This window comes from Lactococcus ileimucosae, from assembly GCF_943193185.1.
GTDB lineage: Bacteria > Bacillota > Bacilli > Lactobacillales > Streptococcaceae > Lactococcus > Lactococcus ileimucosae.
Window position 1 is genome coordinate 1 of the sequence record NZ_CALPDE010000048.1, and the last position, 1,886, is coordinate 1,886.

Consider the following 1,886-nt stretch of genomic DNA (forward strand, 5'->3'; position numbering starts at 1 on the left):
CAAGGAAGGTGAGCTGGTGGGAACCATGTCTCTACGGCAGCTGATGGTCGCCCGTCCGGGTGCCATCGTCGATGACATCATGATCAAGGATGTCATCAGCACCCACGTAGACGAAGAGCAGGAAGAAGTGGCGCGTATCGTGGCGCGCTATGACCTGCTGGCGCTGCCGGTACTCGATCAGGATGGGCGCATGGTGGGGATCGTGACCCACGATGATGCCATGGACGTGGCCGAATCCGAGGCCACCGAAGATATCCACAAGGGGATGTCGATTGGCCAACTGGAAGACGGTGTCAGTCGGGTGCCCTTGGCCAGTCTTTACCGCAAGCGGGTGACCTGGCTGGTACTGCTGGTGTTTGCCAACCTGTTTTCGGGGGCTGGTATTGCGTACTTCGAAGATACCATTGCCGCCCAGGTCGCTCTGGTATTCTTCCTGCCGCTGTTGATTGACAGTGGCGGTAATGCGGGCGCCCAGGCGGCCACGTTGATGGTGCGGGGTATGGCCACCGGGGACGTAGGGGTCAAGGACTGGAGCAAGATGCTGGGCAGGGAGCTGCTGGTGGCCGGTGCACTGGGGCTGACCATGGCGTTGGCCGTCGCGCCCATCGGGGTCATGCGTGGCGGTGAGGACGTCGCCATGGTGGTCGCGTTGAGCATGGTCACCATCGTGCTGTTCGGTAGCATGATGGGCATGTGTCTGCCGTTCGTGCTGGAGCGCTTCAAGGTGGACCCTGCCACGGCCTCGGCACCGCTGGTAACGACCTTGATCGATGCCTCGGGGGTAGTGATCTACTTCACCATCGCCACCGCCATTCTGACCAACGTCTAGCGCATGGCGCTGCTGGCCGCCCGAGTGATGAACATCACTTCTACGTGGCCCAGCCATTCGATGTCGCTGGCCAGCGCCTTGAGCTGGCTGGCCAGGCACTGGGGCGGCTGGTGGACTGCGTCACCGATGATCAGCGTGACCGATACCTTGTCGTCCAGGTAGTGAAGCTGCAGATCGTTCAACGTGCGCCATACCGGGTGCATGTACCAGCGCTCATCAAGAGCGGCTTCCACTTCTGGGCGCAAGGGCAGTCCGGGCAGGCGGCTCGGGTCGCCCTCACCGGCATCGTCTTCCGGGTCCACGTGGAAAATGACATCGGTCAGCAGCGGAAACTCGTGGCGCAGGCGGCGACTCACCTCATTGCCGATTTCATGAGCTTCGGAAACGGTGATACGCGGACCCACCACCACGTGCAGGTCCACCATCACCCAGCCTGCCGATTGGCGCGTACGCAGGTCATGCACGCTATCCACGCCGGGCACGCTGCAGGCCACATCATGCATCTGCTGCTGCACGTCTTCGGGCAAGGCGGTATCTACCAGTTCTCTGGCGGATTCCCACAGCAGGTCGATGCCGACCTTACCTACCAGTAACCCCACGATGATCGCGGCCACGGCGTCCAGCCACCCCAGCCCATACTGGGCACCCACCAGTGCTACCAGCACGACGGCCGTGGAGAGAGCATCGCTGCGGGAGTGCCATGCATTGGCTTCCAGCAGCTTGGACTTGACCCGTTTGGCGACCCGCATGGTGTAGCGGAAGATCCACTCCTTGCTGATCAGGGCCAGCACCGCCACCGTGATGGCAAAAGCGCCGGGCGCGCCCACTTCGGTACCACTCAACAGACGGTCGATGCTCGACCAGGCAATACCGCCGGCCACGAAGATCAGCACGCTGCCCAGCAGTAGCGTGGTCAGCGTCTCGATACGGCCATGGCCATAATGGTGGTCGTTATCCGGTTCCTGACGGCCATAATGAATGGCGGCCAGAACAAAGCCATCGGTGACAAGGTCAGACAGGGAGTGAATGCCATCGGCAATCAAGGCTGCCGAGCCGA

General features: G+C 61.9%; 2 protein-coding genes. One reads left to right on the top strand and one right to left on the bottom strand.

The features are described 5' to 3' along the window. On the top strand, positions 1–829 hold an 829-nt coding region (gene mgtE / locus NFR51_RS10935; RefSeq protein ID WP_251713611.1), incomplete at its 5' end, for a magnesium transporter. On the opposite strand, the gene NFR51_RS10940 is transcribed toward mgtE, so the two are convergent. Beyond that, positions 826–1,886: cation diffusion facilitator family transporter (locus NFR51_RS10940; protein ID WP_251713612.1), on the bottom strand; the 1,061-nt coding region annotated here is incomplete at its 5' end. The genes mgtE and NFR51_RS10940 overlap by 4 nt on opposite strands.